16 protein-coding genes are annotated in these 18,338 nt (G+C 43.3%); 6 read left to right on the top strand and 10 right to left on the bottom strand.

The window, feature by feature from the left end; translation table 11 throughout:
• The first annotated feature begins 61 nt into the window (after positions 1 to 61).
• From JMX91_RS05775 to JMX91_RS05785, 3 genes are all read left to right on the top strand, one after another.
• Complete coding sequence (locus tag JMX91_RS05775; protein ID WP_057761521.1) at positions 62 to 394, top strand: TIGR01244 family sulfur transferase; 333 nt, start codon at positions 62 to 64, stop codon at positions 392 to 394.
• Positions 395 to 781: 387 nt separating this feature from the next.
• Entirely contained in the window at positions 782 to 1,639 is an 858-nt protein-coding gene (locus tag JMX91_RS05780; RefSeq protein ID WP_201548082.1) for a bile acid:sodium symporter family protein, read from the top strand.
• A 195-nt stretch (positions 1,640 to 1,834) separates the two neighbouring features.
• On the top strand, positions 1,835 to 2,596 hold the full coding sequence (locus tag JMX91_RS05785) for a glutathione S-transferase family protein (protein WP_227679296.1): 762 nt from the start codon (positions 1,835 to 1,837) through the stop codon (positions 2,594 to 2,596).
• An 84-nt stretch (positions 2,597 to 2,680) separates the two neighbouring features.
• Here JMX91_RS05785 and JMX91_RS05790 read toward each other — a convergent pair whose 3' ends face one another.
• Both JMX91_RS05790 and ahpF read right to left on the bottom strand, forming a co-directional pair.
• Positions 2,681 to 4,129, bottom strand: coding sequence for an alanine/glycine:cation symporter family protein (locus JMX91_RS05790; protein ID WP_201548083.1), 1,449 nt, complete (start codon positions 4,127 to 4,129; stop codon positions 2,681 to 2,683).
• A gap of 259 nt (positions 4,130 to 4,388) precedes the next feature.
• On the bottom strand, positions 4,389 to 5,966 hold the full coding sequence (gene ahpF / locus JMX91_RS05795) for an alkyl hydroperoxide reductase subunit F (protein WP_201548084.1): 1,578 nt from the start codon (positions 5,964 to 5,966) through the stop codon (positions 4,389 to 4,391).
• Between the two features lie 439 nt (positions 5,967 to 6,405).
• On the opposite strand from ahpF, the gene JMX91_RS05800 reads away from it, so the two are divergent.
• A complete protein-coding gene (locus JMX91_RS05800) occupies positions 6,406 to 6,654 on the top strand; it encodes a YdcH family protein (protein WP_057761532.1) in 249 nt (82 codons plus the stop codon).
• A gap of 170 nt (positions 6,655 to 6,824) precedes the next feature.
• Here JMX91_RS05800 and ahpC read toward each other — a convergent pair whose 3' ends face one another.
• Positions 6,825 to 7,391: an alkyl hydroperoxide reductase subunit C gene (ahpC, locus tag JMX91_RS05805; protein WP_057761534.1), complete on the bottom strand. Its 567-nt coding sequence runs from the start codon at positions 7,389 to 7,391 to the stop codon at positions 6,825 to 6,827.
• Between the two features lie 268 nt (positions 7,392 to 7,659).
• On the opposite strand from ahpC, the gene JMX91_RS05810 reads away from it, so the two are divergent.
• Together JMX91_RS05810 and JMX91_RS05815 are read left to right on the top strand one after the other, a co-directional pair.
• On the top strand, positions 7,660 to 8,571 hold the full coding sequence (locus JMX91_RS05810; protein WP_057761536.1) for a hydrogen peroxide-inducible genes activator: 912 nt from the start codon (positions 7,660 to 7,662) through the stop codon (positions 8,569 to 8,571).
• Positions 8,572 to 8,610: 39 nt separating this feature from the next.
• Complete coding sequence (locus tag JMX91_RS05815) at positions 8,611 to 9,282, top strand: hypothetical protein (RefSeq protein ID WP_201548085.1); 672 nt, start codon at positions 8,611 to 8,613, stop codon at positions 9,280 to 9,282.
• Here the strand turns inward: JMX91_RS05815 and JMX91_RS05820 are convergent.
• The 7 genes from JMX91_RS05820 to JMX91_RS05850 all read right to left on the bottom strand — a co-directional run bounded on the left by JMX91_RS05820 (position 9,248) and on the right by JMX91_RS05850 (position 18,069).
• Positions 9,248 to 9,862 (bottom strand): methyltransferase domain-containing protein, encoded by a 615-nt coding sequence (locus tag JMX91_RS05820; RefSeq protein WP_201548086.1) that lies wholly within the window; start codon positions 9,860 to 9,862, stop codon positions 9,248 to 9,250. The two genes, JMX91_RS05815 and JMX91_RS05820, sit on opposite strands and share 35 nt — an antisense overlap.
• 221 nt (positions 9,863 to 10,083) lie before the next feature.
• Positions 10,084 to 10,617, bottom strand: a complete 534-nt coding sequence (locus JMX91_RS05825) for a M48 family metallopeptidase (protein ID WP_320157587.1) — start codon at positions 10,615 to 10,617, stop codon at positions 10,084 to 10,086.
• Positions 10,618 to 10,833: 216 nt separating this feature from the next.
• The gene (locus JMX91_RS05830) at positions 10,834 to 12,396 is read right to left on the bottom strand and encodes a DUF1513 domain-containing protein (RefSeq protein ID WP_201548087.1); all 1,563 of its coding nucleotides are present in this window, start codon (positions 12,394 to 12,396) and stop codon (positions 10,834 to 10,836) included.
• 3 nt (positions 12,397 to 12,399) lie between these two features.
• On the bottom strand, positions 12,400 to 13,551 hold the full coding sequence (locus JMX91_RS05835) for an imelysin family protein (RefSeq protein WP_201548088.1): 1,152 nt from the start codon (positions 13,549 to 13,551) through the stop codon (positions 12,400 to 12,402).
• Positions 13,552 to 13,634: 83 nt separating this feature from the next.
• Positions 13,635 to 15,311 (bottom strand): di-heme oxidoredictase family protein, encoded by a 1,677-nt coding sequence (locus tag JMX91_RS05840; RefSeq protein ID WP_413786778.1) that lies wholly within the window; start codon positions 15,309 to 15,311, stop codon positions 13,635 to 13,637.
• A gap of 285 nt (positions 15,312 to 15,596) precedes the next feature.
• Positions 15,597 to 17,057 (bottom strand): imelysin family protein, encoded by a 1,461-nt coding sequence (locus JMX91_RS05845; RefSeq protein WP_201548089.1) that lies wholly within the window; start codon positions 17,055 to 17,057, stop codon positions 15,597 to 15,599.
• 355 nt (positions 17,058 to 17,412) lie between these two features.
• Complete coding sequence (locus tag JMX91_RS05850; RefSeq protein ID WP_057761553.1) at positions 17,413 to 18,069, bottom strand: OmpA family protein; 657 nt, start codon at positions 18,067 to 18,069, stop codon at positions 17,413 to 17,415.
• Positions 18,070 to 18,338: the final 269 nt, after the last annotated feature.

Below are 18,338 nucleotides of genomic sequence, written 5' to 3' on the forward strand. Positions count from 1 at the left end.
CCATAGCTCGAACTCACACGTTTTATAAACCCAACAACACCAATAAAAAAAAGGAGCTCTTATGAGCCATGAAGTTAGCTTTACCGGACAAATCACGCCTGACCAAGTGCCTATGATTGCCGAAAATGGTTTCAAAACCATTATCAATAACCGTCCTGATGGTGAAGAGCCAAATCAGCCAACCAGTGCCGAAATCGAAGCAGCAGCCAAAGAAGCTGGTCTTGCTTATAAAGAGATTTCTTTTGCAGGTAATGAGCTGAACCAAACTCACGTCGAAACGTTTGCAGATTTCTTTAATCAAGCTGAGCAGCCAATGCTGATTTTCTGCCGCACAGGTAACCGCTCAAACGGTATCTATGAAGCCGCTAAGCAAATGGACTTACTAGACGACTAAAGCAGTACAAACTGATTAAACAACTAAAGTATTTAGCCCACAGAATCTTGTGGGCTTTTTACTGCGCTTATCATTATGCTCAAAGTTGCATTGACTACAAACAGCCCGCTCACTACCTAGTCACTGCCTAATCATTTCCCGATAGCTTCCAACAACCTCGACCAACCTCGATAGTCACGACAAGTGGGTTACTATACGAGCGTAATACCGCTATTATCATTTGATATGCATGAGCTAGATTAATGGTTGAGACACCTAAGTAGCTAGACGATTGAATACCTAAACACATGGATTGTGAGCAGCTGCCTGATGACAAGGTTGCCCCGCTGCTATTTACTTTCAAAAAGCCATCTTGATATGGCATTTTAGTTTTACAAGGAATGTTTGATGAATAATACCGCGCTAGCATTACTGCCACTAGCCCTTGCCTACATTATGTTCACTCTAGGAGCAGGGCTAAAACTGAGTGATTTTAAAGTCATTGCCAAATATCCAAAAGCGTTCTTTGTCGGCTTAATCAATCAAGTTGTGTTGGTACCGTTGGTTGCGCTAGCAGTCGTGCTAGTGACGGCTCCGCCACCAGCGATTGCTTTTGGGATTATGCTGATTAGTTTTTGCCCCGGCGGTGTCACTAGTAACATGCTGACCTACTATGCCAAAGGAAATGTCGCGCTCTCTATCGCGTTGACTGGTGTGGTCAGCATACTATCGGTCATTACATTGCCTATCTTAATTACGTTGGCTTTTGATCATTTTATGAAAGATCAGGCAAACTCTATTAGTGCGATAAAGATTGGCATAGTCATGTTCTTATTGACCACATTGCCCGTATCTCTTGGTATGCTTGCTCGCCACAAATTTACTGACTTTATGGTACGTCGTAGCAGCCTTCTAAACGGCTTGGCCAGCGTGTTTTTTGTACTAATTGTCTTTGCTGCTATTGCCTCTAACTGGCAACTACTACAAACACAGTTCACTCAAATTGGTTTAGAGCTTATCTTTATTATTGCTATCCTATTCGCTATTAGCATCTCAATCTCTAGAGTCCTAAAGCTCAGCTGGTTTGATACTAAAACCATCTCGATAGAAACCAGTATCCAAAATAGTACGACGGCTATTACCTTAGCGCCTATCATCATGGGCGTGAGCACACTGCCTGTTATTGCTCTGCCTGCTGCTTTGTACGGTGTGCTGATGTATGTCGTTGCGCTGCCTGTTATTTTCCTAATTAAAAACAAGAACTGATTGTAGTAAGTACGAGAAACAAAAAGCGCCCTTCTAAATAATTGCCCGTCTAAATAAGCGCCCTTCCAAACATTGGAGGGGCGCTTATTTTGTAATAGGATCTAAATGATAGAAATATAGCTCGGGTTATAGACTGGTCAATACTCAATATTGAGTACATAATAAAATGCTACTGTTATCGCTTAATAGGACTCTATGATGCAAAAACCGCTATTAATTATTGGTAATAAAAACTACTCGTCTTGGTCGCTACGAGCATGGCTGTTGCTCAAAGCATTCAATGTTGATTTTGATGAGCAACTTGTCGAGTTGTTTCATCTATCATCACGTCCAACACTTGAAACACATTCACCCACAGGTAAAGTGCCTATTTTAGTCTATGGTGAAAAAGATAATAAAGTAACCGTTTGGGACACCTTAGCGATTGCGATGCATGTCAATGAGTACTTTACGGATATTGATATTTGGACAGGTATTGATAAAACTAACGCTGAAAAACGAAATAATAACCAAAGTAGAATAAATAGTGCCTATTGCCAAAGCATCGTGGCTGAGATGCATTCGGGATTGACAGGTATTCGTAACGAGATGCCGATGAATATACGAGCAACGGCTAAGATACAACCAAGTAGTGCTTGCCTAGCAGATATCGCTCGTATCGAAGACATCTTTGCCGATTGTTTAAAAAATCGCTCAGCAGACAGTTTCTTATTCGGAGATTTCACAGCAGCTGATGTGTTCTTCGCTCCAGTGGTGCTGCGATTACAGACTTATGCTGATGTGTCCAATATTACTTTGCAGCGACTTACTAAGCAGTATTGCCAAACCATGCTAAATCATCCACATATACAGGCGTGGCAAAAATCAGCACTGACAGAGACTCGAATTATTGAAGAAGATGAAGCAGGCGAGATAATATCGATAGCTGGCGTATTGGCGAATAACCATTCATTTTAGGCATAAATAGTATCTTGCATAAAAAAACCACTTCAACTCAGTTAAAGTGGTTTTTTCTTTCATGAGAAATAAAGCCTACAGGTACTACTGTTTTTGGTCTAACGCTTCTTTTACCGCTTTTTTGCCCCATGCGCTCAGATCAAGGTCCAGCTTCTCATACTCTTGCGCATCGAACAACGGCTCTTTAACCCCTGATTTTAACTGACTTGCAAAGTCGTCAAGTAGACGCTTAGCTCGCGGAAATAACATTATCAAGGCCAATAAGTTTGCGAGCGCTAGCACGCCCATCAACGGATCAGCGAAGAAGAACACTGCGGTTGCGGCAGGAGCCACTGCGCCCAAGAATAATACCGCAATCACAACAATTCGCAAAATCAGTGTCGCCATATTAATATTCTTTTTGATCAAGAAGTTAATGGCATTTTCACCCATATAATAGTTATACATAATAGAGCTTAGGGCAAATAGCAATATCGATATGGTGAGAATATACTGCGCCCAATCCCCAAGCTGGGTCGTTAGCGCCTGCTGTGCCAGTACAATACCATCGACTTCAGCACCTGGTTGATACACGCCGCTCAGTAAAATCATAAATGCGGTGGCACTACATACGATTATCGTATCAATAAATACAGATAATGACTGCGAGATACCTTGACTCACAGGATGAGTGGCGTAAGCGGTGGCGGCAATATTAGGCGCAGAACCTAGACCTGCTTCATTAGAGAATAAACCACGCTTCATACCTTGCTCAATCGCCACACCAATACCACCGCCCACAACAGACTCAATGCCAAAAGCATTTTTGACAATCATTACCATCAGTGCAGGCAGTTCTGTAAAGTTAAACGCAATAATAATAAGTGCCATACTGATATAGATTAATGCCATAACAGGAATGACAACGTCGGCTACTTTTGCAATGCGCTGAATACCGCCAAAGACAATAAATCCGCCCGCAATTACCAGTACCACACCCGTTATCCAGCGGGCAATCCCAAAGCTTTCAAGCGCTGATCCTGCTACCGTGTTGCCCTGGAACGCCACAAATCCGATAGAAAAAGACAGTAGTAGCGAGATCGCATAGATGACGGCGAGCCAGCGATAGTCTTTACCTAACCCATGTAAAATATACGTCGCAGGGCCACCGCGAAAGTTACCATCATTATCTCTACGCTTATAAAGCTGCGCTAAGCTACATTCCACAATGCTGGTCATCATGCCAATTAAGGCCACAACCCACATCCAGAATACCGCTCCCGGTCCTCCTAAAGATATTGCAACCGCAACGCCAGCAATGTTACCGCCGCCTACACGTCCACCGATAGAAACGAGCAACGCCTGACGGGCAGAGATTCCGTCGTCTCCTACCTCATCCGTTTTGAACACACGGAACATACGTTTAAAATATCTAAACTGAGCGAACCTACCTACGATGGTAAATAATAAACCAAAGATAATTAGCATAGGCACAAGCGCCCAGCCCCACGTTAGATCCCCGATTAGGGCGAAAAAAGCTTCAATATATTCCATGCCTACTTTCCTTATAGTTCATGACGCTATGACAGGTTTTATTGCATACATTATTGCATCAACAACACCAGTTTGTAATGCAAATGTCGAATTTGTAACGTAAATACTGATATTTTCTGAGTGAAGTCGCATTATTAGCTCACGCAAGTGGCTATTTCCTAAATATTAGGATTTGTTCTATAGAGAAGTATTTATGCGACAGCATAAAAAAACCACCTCAACCGAGGTGGCCTTTTATACTGAAACTAAACTGAACAGCTTACTGCATGACCAAGTATTCAAACGCTGACAATGCCGCTTTACTACCTTCACCCATCGCAATGTTAATTTGCTTAAATGGCACGGTGGTTACATCACCACAAGCGAAGATACCTTTACGATCTGTACGGCAGCGCTCATCGATTTCGATCTCACCAAAGCGGTTTAGATCAACGAAGCCTTTGATGAATCCAGTGTTTGGTACTAAACCAATCTGTACAAACACCCCTGATAAATCACGCTCATGAGTCTCACCTGTGCTGCGATCTTGGTAGACGATAGACGATACTTTGCCCTCAGTCGCTTTGATCTCTTGTGTCGCTGCACCGGTAATGAACTCAATGTTGGTCTTCTCTTTCGCTTTATTGATCAGTACTTGGTCAGCTTTTAACTCATCAGCGAACTCGAGTACAGTAACGTGATTAACGATACCTGCCAGGTCCAATGCTGCCTCAACGCCTGAGTTACCGCCGCCGATTACTGAGATGTCTTTACCTTTAAAGAATGGGCCATCACAATGCGCACAGAAAGCCACGCCTTTACCGATATTCTCTTCTTCGCCCGGTACACCAAGCTTTCTCCACTGCGCACCTGTCGCTAAGATAATACTACGAGTATTAAACGTCTCACCAGTATTTAGATGGATACTGTAGTTCTCTTCTTCAGTCTCGCCAATTTCTTTAACGCTCACATGCTCTTTTAATGTGATGTTGTATTCAGCCAAGTGCTTAACAAAGTTGGTCGATAAATCTGTACCGTTGGTTAGCGGTACTGAAATCAAGTTTTCGATATCTTGCGTGTCTTTTACTTGTCCACCGATACGGTCAGCGACCATTGTAACTTTCAAGCCTTTACGCGCTGTATAAATGGCAGCGGCCACACCTGCAGGGCCAGCACCGATGATAGTGACATCTTGCTGCTCTAATTGTTCAGCATCGTCTTCTACTTCTGACAATAAGTCAGGGAACTGCTCTTGCAGTTTTCCAATCAATTTAGCAGTGTCGATTAGGCCGTTAGCAAATGGCTTACCATTCAAAAATACAGCTGGTACACCTTGGATTTTATTCGCTTCTACTTGCTCTTGGAACAATGCCCCATCGATCATCTCATTGCTGATACCATCGTTTAATAGCGCGAATTGGTTCAATGCTTGAACGACTTCTGGGCAGCTATGGCATGACAATGACACGTAGGTCTGGAACTGTAGCGGCTTATTAAAGCGCTTAACTAACTTTTGGATGCCTTCATCCAACTTTAGCGTATGACCACCCGCTTGCAGAATCGCCAAAATCAATGACGTAAACTCATGACCACCTGGGATACCGCTGAATACGATACCAGTATCAACTGATGCGCCATCAATGTGACTGACTACTTTGAAACTAATCGCACTAGGCAAACTATCGTCAGTTGCTTCTGCATCGAAGTTGATTTTGTCTGTCGTTCCAGCAATCTTAGTCAAAAAATCTACTAATTCTGCACGTTTTGCATGCGTACCATTACCCAATACAAAGGTAATTGGACGTGTCATATTTTCGCTATAGCTTTTAACGGCATCTAATAAATTCTGATCTATCATGTTTGTTCCTCATTATGACTGAATATGTAACGGCAGCTGTCATGCTACGCGTCTAAATATAAAATAGTTGGTGTTAATAATTTTGTATAAAAGATTATATATAGTGGGCTCTTGCCCTTTGATGTGTCTATTATCAAGCGTTTAGCGAATTTCGGCAAGCTGAGAAACTCAAACTTTATGTTTTATAAAACCAATCGTTTATTGTTTTAAATAATTAAATACAAATACACAAACAAATGATAGTGATGGTACATGGTCTATTTTTTCGCTACAATCGAATGGTATTGATAGCAATATGCATTATCAATATCGTGAAATAACTATCTTTATTACCATTAAACTTTCACCCCTTCCAAACAAAGTCTCACCATCATAAGCGTCTTAACCATAACGTGCTTACGCTTATTCTAAGCTTGCACTAAATAACAAGGATGACAACATGACAATGACAGACACATGGCAAGATCACAGTGATATTATCGATGAGCTTAAGCAAAAGGACACGCATTTTGCGAGTATCTTCGACGAGCATACGACTCTAGATAGGCAAATCAATAAGCTTGAAAACGATGTGGTCAAGCATGCCAGTCGCGACGAAGAAATCGAACAGATGAAACGACGAAAGCTACAGCTTAAAGACGAGATTTATAAAACCATTGATAAAAATAAAGCACAGTCTCGCGCTTAATGTTGCGTCTATACTTAGAGATATGCTGAAAAAATAATACTAACAATACCTATGCTTAAGACGTAAAAAGACCCCATCAACTTATGTCAATGGGGTCTTTATTTGTAACACTGACTTAAATCAGATGTTTAAGATACAGCGCTACTTTTATCTAAGTATGAAATGCCTACTTAGATTTTACCAACTAGGTCAAGACTTGGCTTCAATGTGTCGCCGCCTTGTTCCCAAGCTGCTGGGCAAACTTCGCCGTCGTTTTCACGAACATACTGTGCTGCTTTCACTTTGCGTAGCATGTCTTTTGCACTACGGCCGATACCGCCAGCATGGATTTCAGCGACTTGGATCAAGCCATCAGGATCTACTAAGAACGTACCGCGCTCAGCCAAGCCTGCTTCTTCAATCATGACGTTGAAGCCACGAGTGATTTTACCAGTAGGATCGCCGATCATTGGATACTGTACTTTACCGATAGCTTCTGAAGAATCATGCCATGCTTTGTGCGTGAAATGCGTGTCAGTAGATACTGAGTATACTTCAACACCAAGGCCTTTTAGCTCGTCATAATGAGCGGCCATGTCTTCTAATTCAGTTGGGCAAACAAACGTGAAATCAGCTGGGTAAAATAGGAAAATCGCCCAGTTGCCTTTTACGTCTTCTGAAGTGATGGTTTTGAACTCACCGTTTACGTATGCATCTGCTGAAAATTCTGGGATTTCTTGATTGATAATAGACGCCATGGTTGGCTCCTCTATAGTTAAGTAAATTGGAAATTATTTATATGGTTTTTTCAATTAGCCCTCTAGCTCTCTGGGCTACCTGACAAACTATACGCGAATTCTATGGTTAATCCAGTTAAAAGTTTTTAATGTGATGTTTTGTTTTATTAAACTTGTTAAACTATTATCTCTACATTTTATCATTGGTGCTTAATTGGTAATTTGCTACCTTATAAAGGTTGACTAAACATAATAATTTGCATTAAAAACCCATTAAAAGAGAGGTTTTATGATTACTTTACGACAACTTGAGTTTGCCCTAGCCGTCGCCAAACATCGTCATTTTAAACGTGCTGCTGAGGATTGCAATATCTCGCAGTCTGCACTGAGTTTGGGTATCGCAGAATTAGAAAAACAGCTAGATACTCAGATTTTTGAGCGTAATAATAAACAGGTATTGATTACCCCTATCGGTCAAGACATCCTTACGCGGGCGCAGCGAGTGTTTTCTGAAGTGAGTGATTTGACCACGCGTGCTCATAGCCATCAGACGCCGCTTGCCTATCCCATGACTGTCGGTATCATTCCGACGATTGCGCCTTATTTGCTGCCAAAAGTACTGCCTGCGCTGCGTGCACAATATCCAGAGTTCCGTATGACCATCGTCGAACAACAGACAGAGCGGTTGCTTGAGCAAGTACGCTACGGTCATATCGACACCGCTATTATTGCGCTGCCGTATGCGGTAGATGGGCTACACAGTTTTGAGTTTTGGAGTGAAGACTTCTTTGCTGTATTTCCAAAAGATGACATACATGCCAAGCTTGATACCATCAATGCTGACGAACTGGCAACTGCCAACCTCATGCTACTTGGTGAAGGACATTGCCTAACTGACCAGACCCTGTCTGTTTGTCATTTTGACCGTGCCCAGATGAAGTCAAGCTTCTCAGATGCCAGTTTAAATACTTTGATTCAAATGGCGCTTGCCAATATGGGCACAACGCTCGTGCCTGAAATGGCACTCGATCAGCTGCACCTGCAGAATCAAAATGCCGTCGCCATACCATTGGCTGAAGACGGGCCGCATCGCCATATTGCCTTTGTCACCCGTCTGAACTATGCGCGTGTCGATGATGTTAGCTTGCTAGGTGATGTATTTAACAAAGCATTTAAAGACGCAGTAGCTAATAAAGAATAATCAAACCATTTTTACCACGGTCATAGTGAAAAACGACATATGAAAACTGTCTCAAATAAGCATGATGTGCTTGGCAAGTATTTTGCACAGCATTTGTCAACTATGACCAGTGATATCTCGCCAAAGCAAATAGATAGGCTTTGGCAGGATATCGTGACGCGCTATGGCGAACTACAACGTGCTTATCATACACTCAATCACATTGAGCAGTTATTGGTACAGTTTGAGAATATTAAACACTATCTTGCTGAGCCGCATATCACTGCATTGGCACTGTACTATCATGATGTGATATATGACCCAACACGCTCCGATAACGAGTTAAAAAGTGCAGATTTTGCGACAGATGCCTTAAGTCCTTATCTCAGTCCAGAGCAATGCCGACAGATCCACGCTCTCATTATGATGACGGCTAATCATAAGATAGATACGTTGGTAGACAGTGACAAATATAATGATGCTGCGTATCTGTTAGATATGGATTTGAGTATCTTGGGCGCGCCTTGGCCTACCTACAGGCAGTATGCAAAGGCGATACGTCAAGAATATGCACACGTCGCCGATGACAGCTACCGTGATGGGCGCACTGCAGTGTTACAAGGATTACTAGCACATCCCAAACTCTATCTGACTGACCATTACTGTAATCAATTAGAAACGCAAGCTCGAGATAATATCAAGTACGAGCTTGCTTCGCTCGCAGCTTTATAAATAGCTCACTACCCTGCCGTGCTGGATGTGAATTATAGCTGGGCTGCATAATATCGATATCAAAATGACTTTGAAAACGTTGTTTGTACTCTTCCTTGCTGCCGCCGAATGGTGGCTCTTCCCGTCCAAAATCCGTGTCGAATAACAACCCAACTAATTTGCCTTGTGGTTTTAGCAGCTTTGCCATCTGCTGCACGTATTCATCACGGCGTGATGGATTAATCGCACAAAAAAACGTCTGCTCAAGTATCCAATCAAATTGATACTGCTCAGCTGATAAGCTAAAAAAATCTGCACAGACCAAATGCTCAGAGGGGAAACTAGGATAGCGCTCTGCAAACGTCTCAATCGGTGCAGGGGCAAAATCAACCAGCGTGACATTGGTAAAACCTTGCTCATATAGATAGCCCACTTCATAGGCGTTACCTGCACCTGGCACTAGTATCGCCTGATTTTTTGCACTCTTAGGTAGCTGGTCGATATAAGCTTTTAGCGGTGGTGATACCTGCCCCATATCCCAACCGATGCTGTTCTTCTCATAACGCTGCTGCCAAAACTCCGCTTGGTTGACGTTTTCCATATAACATCCCTGTATATAAACCTGCTGATTAAACGACACGATTTGCACCGTTATTACTTATCATATCAGGCTTATTCAGACGTGTCCCTATTTTAAAAAATGATGATAAAAATAGGACTAGGTGCTCAGCATAATGAAAGTTACGCAGATGATATCGAGGTGCTTACTAGAACTATTTAGCTAATTAGTTAGATAGTTAGATAGTTAGTTAGATGATACGTTTAATCCAGCTGCCCTGTCTTGCCCGCTAGGATATTATGCCATTGCTGGTAATCTGGCATCGCTGTGGCAACGGTTTGCCAAAACGCACGGCTATGGTTGGCATGATGCAAGTGGCACAGCTCATGAACGATTACGTATTCGGTGCATTCGATAGGATAAGTAGGAAGATAAACCGACAGCCAAATTCGTTTTGCACGCGTGTTGCAACTGCCCCAACGTGTGTGCATTTTTTTCAATCGTATTTCATTGGCATAAGCGCCAACGATTGGCTGCCACTTATCAAATAGTGCAGGTGTGACTCCAGAGAGTTGTTGCCGATAATAGGTGATTTTTTGATCGGGACTAAGCGTAAATGACTGCCCTGCACCCCATAATAAAACTGAATTATTAGCAGTTAAAAAGTCTGATGACGTATTGTGTCTACGTCTATATTGTTCTAATACTTGCGGGTGATGTTCAATAGCCCATGGCACCCGTTTAGCCACAGCATGCAATATTTGTGATGCGCTGACATGCATCGGTGCAGAGACCATCAACGTATAAGGCTTTAAGCGAAAATTGATATTTTTAACACGCTTTTTACTGATGTGTAGCTTGATGCCTACCTGTGCAAGCTGCTGTCTGACAGTAACTAAATTGGTGTCTAAGCTAATGCTCTACCTCCTTGGCTGACTATTACTGTCATTCTAGTGATAGTCGTTATTAATAGTCATGCCTGTTCGTCTGTCGCTCTTGCTTAGCGTCACTTATTATAACGCTTGTAAGTGGTTGTCAAACGACATCATATGCAGTTGACTGTCTTTGATAATCCGCTTATGAGGTTCGATGTCGTTTACGTCCAATTTTACTTCTGGTAAAGCATTTACCCTTAGCGCTGTTAACTGACCTTGACCATCACTGACGATAAATCCTGTTGGCTCGGCATGTTTATCAATTTTACTCATTGAAGCACTAGAATTAGCTAACACCGAAGCCCCTGCACAATCTGGCAGACTTACATCATCAATCAGCTCGCGAGTATATAAATCATAAATCGCCGCACAGCCACCAATCGGCGTGGTCACACACAGTAAGTTGCGCTCACTATCTACCGCTACGCTAGCGATATATTGGTGAAAACGTTGCCATTGATTGTTTGGCATAGTGAGTGGTGTAAAACTGGCATCACCACGTTTATGGGTAAATACCAATGGGACATTGATATGTCTTTCACCTTGAAACTGTATACCGATCATCACTGTACCATCGTCGTGCATGGCTAAATGACGCACACTCATCTGATTATGCTCTGGAGTCACTTGCTCGAGCAGTGTGCCATCGTGACGATTCAAATAAACCAGTGAGGGTCGCATGGTATCTAGATTTAGCTCTTCGCGTGAGGCCTGCTCGGTTTTGATACCACCGTTTGCAATGACGAGCGTTTCGCTATCAGGATGCATAATCAGTTCATGTGGGCCGATACCATATGAGTCAAACTCTGCTACCTTTTGATAAGCGTCATTGGCATCATAGATACCAATTTTACCTGCCAAACTCACTGTGTCGTTCTCAGTTACATAGAGCAAGCTGCCATCTAAACTGTAGCAAGCATGACCATAAAAGTGACGGTTTACATCAGCTGTAATCGCATGTTGTACTTGCCCATTTGACGTATTAAGTACCCAGAATTTTTCGCTTGGACGGCGACCCATAACGACGACATCACGTCTTTGATCCACATTGCTATGCTGAGTTTGAGCTTCATATATATTGACAGGCAGAGGCTGAACAACGATGTCGTGGACACGCTCAGGCATAGTCGTCTGCCAAACGATTTGTCTGTCAGCATCAATACCTACCACACCAAAGTCGTGCTCATTCTGGCTTGATGTAGCCTGACCTTTTGGCATAGATGCGACGCCACTGACCCAACTGACTGGTCGTGCCAGCATCGTTGTCGTATGCATGACAGCAAAGTCAGGTGCATCACGCTTATCGTCATCTACAGCGTGATAAGCCTGTTTCCATGTTGCCGCTGCTTGCTCACAAGCATAACGCAAGCGCGAAAGTTTCGGCATTGAATCAGGACCAGCTCGTAATACCTGCAGTTGCGTACAAATACCATCTACATAATCTTGCAGACTGGCATCTGGATACTGCTGCTTACGATAACGATGATGAATACCAACTAATGCTGCCGTGCCAACTACTGTCAGCACTGAAGTCGTCAAAAGCTCATGAGTTGACGAAGTTCTCCTAGACAGATTAGACCTATTTAACTGGTCATGAGTCTGGGCTACTGACACTGCTGTACCCGCTTCGATAGTAGACATTGTCTAATCGCCATCAGTGCTGTTAAAGCCCACGCGGATACCAAGTGCTGGGATTAACTGGCGTTTAATAAGACGAGTGACATCAGTCAGATGATCGTATAACGCTTGTTGATCGTCCTTACTAGCTTCTGATAAATCTTCTGGCATTTGTGCTAATAATGCAGTCGTGTCAGCCAATGCAGTCGATAGATTATCCGAAACTTTGTTTTCGTCATTGCTGCCAAGAATAGCTGTCAGTACTGGGTCAGTCATGGCTTTATTAATCGTATCTAACTTAGCATTGATGATAGCGCGACTTTGACCAGCAGTAGCAGCAGGCAAATGCCCTTTTGCTTTACCTGTCAGACCGAGTGGCTGATCAATAGCGTTAGACTTCATAGTCTCAATTAATGACAGTAGAGAGTTAATCCATTGATTTAGACCTCTATCGCTCTCTGCTGTTTTGTCTATCGCCAATAAATCAGTCGCGTTTTGCTGCCAGTTTTTCTCGATGTCTTTTAAACGTGTGCTTAACGCACTACTGGCACTAATCACATAAGCACACTGACCAGTGTCTAAACTTTCATTGGCAAACAAAGCTTCTTCCAACCCTGGCACACCTTGTACGATCGCGCTCTCGCCAGCAAGCTGCTCTGGCGTTAGTTTTGGATTGGCAGCGATTAAATCAGCCACGCCACTATGTACGAGTCCGCGCTCGTCAGGGTAGTAGTTAATGTATAGATTGCTCATACTAGCGGTCGCAGGACCAAAGTTGACCATCTCAGCACTTGACCATGCTTGTGCCAATACTAGCCACTGCGCACGTAATGCTTGTAGCTCATCGCCACTTACTGGAGCTTGGGTACAATGCTTCTGCGCTAGCTCGTTTAACAGATCGCTTTGCTTTGCTGCATCAGCATACGCAGGAATCACGATATCGTCTGCCACATGCGTCAAATACGTTTTTGCAGTCTCAGGGCTGATATCTACTGCAACGATCTGCTCAGTGCTTTCCTTGCTGCTTTCTGCTGAGCTGTCAGCAGTCGAGTTATTCTGTGCAACTTCTTGACTATCCACTTCTGCAGACTTGTTGTCGTCGGCAGGTTTGACACAGCTGATCAGCAGCCCGGCACTCAATGCAGATAGCGCCATCGCCAAAGCGTGATTTATTTTCATAGATTTCTCGGTAATGTTATAAGTAGTGATTTATAGTGTTTTTATGCTGACCTTCTAATAGTGACTGTATTACAGTGACCTTATTATAGCGACTTTAGGAACGCATTTAGCTCGGCGCGACCTTGCTTGTCTAATTTCAATACTTGTTGCTGTTGCTTTTCGGCTTCTCCGCCGTGCCAAAGAACCGCTTCCATCAGCGTACGAGCGCGTCCATCATGTAAAAACGTCGCTTGTGGATCGACCGTTTGCGCAAGTCCCACGCCCCAAAGTGCGGGCGTGCGCCATTCATAAGAATTGGCTAAAAATTCAACTTGAGCGTCTTTTGGTGGTAGCTTACCTGCGATGGTACGATCAGCGAGAGCATCACCCATATCATGCAATAGCAAATCTGTGTAAGGATAAATCACTTGTCCGTGCTGCTCAAGATGATCATCGTCGGTTTTTGGCAACTGATATCTTGGCGTATGGCAGCTTTGACAGCCCATATCATAAAAACGCTTTTTGCCAGCTAACACAAGCTTATCATCTGCATTACGGCGATGCGGCACTGCTAGATTTCGAGTATAAAACTCTACAAATTTAGCAACCTCATCGTTTACTTCAACGGGTGATTTACCATTACCCTGTTCATCAGCGCCTGTCGCCGCATTTAGGCAAGCGGTCTGCGTTGGCATACAGGATTCGTTAGGACGGATGTTCGACGTCAGACCCATATCTTCGTTAAAGGCACTTTGGTTCTGAGTAATCAGCTTGGTTTGACCCGCTTTCCAGCCAAATCGTCCAAGCGCACGCTTACCGGTTTGCGGATCCATCACCCAGTTAAATTTACCACTGATATCACCATTACTACCGTCGTTGGCTTGCTTTTTAATGTCATCGTCAGGTATTTGCTCTAGCAGCCCAAGCCCAATCATCGGTAGCGCCACACGCGGTGATACCATCATGTCATCATCAAAAGCACCGTAACCAGGTTTGGTCAAATTAAACGTTGGCGCACGTAGCGTCTCGACATATCCGTCAGCAAAGGTAACTGGTTTGTCTGTCCACTGCACCGCAATTCTCGCTTCAGCAGGCACGCCTTGAATACCGCGATCTTGTAGCTGCCCGCCATACATAGGATGAGCTATCTTTTCAATCAGCGAATCCTGTAGCTGCTGGCGCTGCTCATCGGTAGACGCTGGCATAGACAGACGAATTAACAAACTATCAGCATCGTCATCGGCAGTCATCGGCGCATGACCTCGCCCATCTTTGACATGACAAGACTGGCAAGCAGCCACATTAAATAATGCACCCAGTCCATCACGACTATCAGTACTAGCAGGTGCAACGACCCATGGCTGCTTAAAGAAAGCATTACCAATAAAGAACGCCCCTTTACGAGAAGCTGCTAGGTTAGATGAGGGTTTTGAGTAGCTCTCAGCACTGCTAATACTAATACCAGAGTCACCGCCCTGCTTGATCTCTTGAGGGTCAAAGCTCACCAGTTGCTGCATCGGCACGCCTGCCAATGCTTCTATATTTTTGGCATGTTCGGATGACAGCGATTGGCTGTTTTCACTGCTGCTTTCATTACTTGAGGCCTGCTCTGAAGTATTATCAGAAACATTGTTAGAAGTGTCGTCAGAAGCGCTATCAGATGGTTGACACGCACTGATGGCCATTGCACTGGCGATAATTAGCGCAAGCTTAGAAGGTATATGTCGTAGGATTTGAGTAGCAAGAGGAGAGTCAGAGGGCTTAACATAATTGGCGTTCATAGAAATCAATTGCCTTAGCGCTAGAGTAGAACCATTAAAATTTTGTCATACCATCTCATTATATGTCGGCACAATCATTGCCTATCGACATATAATGAAATGATACACCGGCCAATTGGCTTATTTAATGCTCATAAAAATGCGTTGCCAACGGTGGCTGACAACGCACGTATTATATCTAATCTAAGTATCCAATAAACAGCAGTTACTGACCTATAACGACTAATAAAACGTCGCAAAGCCAATGAAAAGCTTTTAAATAAGGGCCGCTAGCTTAAGTTTTTCTTAAAACTGTGACCCTGCATCTGCGTCTAGATTATCGATACCAACGGCTTTTGCAGCGTTTTCGATACTGGCCGTCAGCTCTTGTAAGCTAGTGATACCAGCTTCAACCCATCCACGACGGACGTTTTGCTCTTCAGCAGAGATACCTTCTTGGCTGGCTTGACCGACAGTTGCAATCATCTGGTCAATCTTGATGCCGTCTTTTTCGCCTTTTTCAACGATAACGTTAAACGCGCCTTCTACTTTGTTGAACTCAGCAGCCAATTTATCAGCAGCTTCTGTGTGGCCGTTATCCGTTAGATAATCTTTGATACCGTAGCCGCCCACTGTCTTGCCAGCGACTGTTGTATAGCTACCATTAAAGACGTTTTGGATACCGCGCGCATTATTGGCATAGCTTAAATGGGTCAAATCACTAAAGCATTCGTGCTCATCTTCGGTAGAGCCAGTAACAAAAGCAACCTGCATACGCTCAGAAGCCAACTCACCTAATGCTAAGCTGCCCATTTGATACATAATTTGGCGCAGACCATTGTCATATTTGCGCGCTATCAAATCACTACGCAAAGTATTCTCAGTATCAGGCTGCCACTGAGCTTCCATCGCGGTCAAATCATCAACCAATAGTTGAGTTGCAGCGGTTAAGAATTCCCCGCGGCGCTCACAGATACCGGCATCTTCGTTGACGGTCTCACCACTAGTACACTGTCCGGCTTCAGTCGCATAGTCAGTGACTGGGCGATTGCCTGCGCCTTCTTTTACGCCATTGTTGTCTTGACCCCACAGCATAAACTCAATCGCATGATAGCCAGTCGTTACATTAGCTTCACTACCACCGATTTCATTCATTTCTGCAAGTAGCTCAGGTGTGATCGTACTGGTATCTTGCTTGATACTACCCACAGTAATGCTGTCGCTATTGATGATGTTCTCTTGGCTGTTATATTCGCCTTCATAGTCGTCACCGACATAATCAATCAATGCTTCATCAAGTGGCCAAGCATTGATCTGCCCTTCCCAGCTATCGATGCTGTTGATAGCACGTTTGTCATTGGCAGTCACAAAGCCTTCATCAAAACGGAAAATTTCAGTTTGTGAATATGGCTGACGTGCTGCTTTATAGGCAGCCTTTGCAGCATCAAGGTTTTCTTGTGTTGGAGTGGCCACGTAAGTTTCTACCGCAGTTTGTAGCGCTTTAGCCGTGTCCAACGAATCTTTATAAGCGGCGTGTGCCATATTTGCATAACTGATAATCAATCTATCAATATGTGCTTTTTCGGCAGCAGTCATCTCTGAATTATCAGCTGTCTCTGTGTTTGCTACTTCTGTTTGCGTTTCTGTCGCAGCATTGGTGTCTTCATCGGCTTGCTTTGTACAGCCCGACACCATCAACAATCCTGCAAGTGCAACAGCTAAAGTAGTTGGTAAAAGCTTACGGCTCGTTACTGTGGTAATCGTCATACATATCCTCAAGAAATATAGCAAAAAATTCGTTTTGGTTAAGTAGCCTCAATTATTTTGATAATCAAGCCATGTTACAGCAGGCTATCTTAGCCATGCACATTGACTCTCAGTGCGCACGATAAGACGTTTAATATTGCATCAATAGCAAACACTGACAAATTATAGTGTTATTGATAATCATTATCAATATTTAATTTAATATTAACTATATCTATCAATAATCAATGTTTTATTCAAACTGAAAACATAAAAAAAGAGCCAGCATATCGCTGACTCTTTTTGAAATATATGTGCTCAAATATCTAGCACATACTTAATAGCTATATAGCTATTTATTAGTTATAGCTATTGATTAGTTTACGCTCTGTGGTGCGTTAACTGTTAGCTCAACACGGCGGTTTTGACCACGGCCATATTCAGTGTTGTTGTCTGCGATTGGACGTGACTCACCGTAAGCAACAACGTTTACACGGTTTGAAGCAACACCGCGAGCTGTTAAGTAGTTAGCAACTGAATAAGCACGATCACGTGACAGACCCATGTTGTAAGATGCTGAACCTTTGCTATCAGTGTGACCAGCGATAGTAATTGTGTTTTGGTTATACTGGTTCATCGTTGAAGCAAGCTTATCAAGCGTTGGCTTGAATGATGAGCTAAGGGTTGCATCATCAAATGAGAACGTGATGCTACCTGGCATAACCAGATCAATGTTACCAGTGGTTGGGTTCTGCTCAACAGTTACGCCTGTACCAGCCATTTGCTGCTCAAGTTGACGAGCTTGACGCTCCATGTAGTAACCAACGCCTGCACCTAGTGCTGCGCCGATAGCTGCATCACGACCAGTTTTGTCGCCGCCTGTTGCTTTTGAAATAGTTGCACCACCTGCTGCACCAACTAAACCACCTAGAGCAGCTTTGTTTAGACGCTGTTGTCCAGTGTTTGGATCTGTTGTACAGCCGCTAAGTGCTAGACCTGATGCTACTGCTGCAATCATTAAAGTATTACGCATAATATTTCCTCTTAAGTTTAAAAAATCGTGCTTTTTATAAAGATTGTCCATTAATCTTTTTTAAGTACTTATCTACATTCCCCATTATTATGGCAACTACAACCTATCTCTGTGTAATATTTTGTCATACCTCTGTATGAGAAATGCAGGTTATATTTCAATGATTTTATAGGTCAAATCTTCGCGCCTTGCTACCACTAGTCACGTTTACAACCGTACACTACAACATGTTTCTGCTAAAATTATATTGCTAAATTTGTCGGCTTTAA

The organism is Psychrobacter sp. Pi2-1, assembly GCF_904846645.1.
Taxonomy (GTDB): Bacteria; Pseudomonadota; Gammaproteobacteria; order Pseudomonadales; family Moraxellaceae; genus Psychrobacter.